Origin of the sequence: Catenulispora yoronensis (assembly GCF_039531695.1) — a bacterium.
Taxonomy (GTDB): Bacteria; Actinomycetota; Actinomycetes; order Streptomycetales; family Catenulisporaceae; genus Catenulispora; species Catenulispora yoronensis.
The window spans coordinates 1-785 of the sequence record NZ_BAAAQN010000158.1 but is presented as its reverse complement, the minus strand read 5'-3'; the positions used below and the strand labels follow the sequence as shown (position 1 = coordinate 785).

The window sequence follows — 785 nt, the reverse complement described above, 5'->3', positions numbered from 1 at the left end:
TAAAATACCACTATAAATAGTATTGTTTAATCATGACCGGGGTTGCTTATAACCAGATTGCCTAGAAAATAATAAAATGGAATAGCGTTCACGCCATGACGATAACAAAAAGTAATAGTAAATCCGCTGAGGCGAATAATGCTGACGGTATCGCGATAAATACCGTCAGCAGAGGTTCAGGCGTTAGCCCGGCGGGTTTGGCGCAGCATCCACGCCAGCTGCCAGAGGTTAATGAAAACGATAATGGCGGTGGCAATAAACACCCAGCGGAAGCCGGCCATGGCTGACACAGAGGCGCCAATTAGCGGCCCGGCGACGTTGCCCAGATACATAAACGACTGGTTATAGCCAAAGATACGCCCGGTGACGCTGTCGCTGCTGTACTTCAGCAATAAGGTCTGCACCGCCGGGAGCATCGCGCCATCGGCAAAGCCGGTAACCCCGACATCCAGCCCAACGTCACCATCCCCATCGGTGCCTCGACGGAAGTGATTGCCGCCGAAGGAAAAATTGTCACCGCCGGCGGGATCGATACCCATATTCACTGGATCTGTCCGCAGCAGGCGGAAGAGGCGCTGGTCTCCGGCGTGACCACCATGGCCGGCGACGGCACCGGCGCGGCCGTGGGCACCCATGCCACCACCTGCACCCCGGGCCCGTGGTATATCTCACGCATGCTGCAGGCGGCCGACAGCCTGCCGGTCAATATCGGCCTGCTGGGCAAGGGCAACGTTTCTCAGCCGGATGCCCTGCGCGAGCAGGTGGCGGCGGGCGTTATTGGCCTG

2 pseudogenes are annotated in these 785 nt (G+C 57.6%); one reads left to right on the top strand and one right to left on the bottom strand.

Annotated features, from left to right (window positions below):
- Window positions 1-176: 176 nt before the first annotated feature.
- Window positions 177-434, bottom strand: a pseudogene (locus tag ABD481_RS46515) (MFS transporter); the annotation flags it as partial.
- On the opposite strand from ABD481_RS46515, the pseudogene ABD481_RS46510 reads away from it, so the two are divergent.
- Window positions 420-785 (top strand): annotated as a pseudogene (locus ABD481_RS46510) (amidohydrolase family protein); the annotation flags it as partial. The pseudogenes ABD481_RS46515 and ABD481_RS46510 overlap by 15 nt on opposite strands.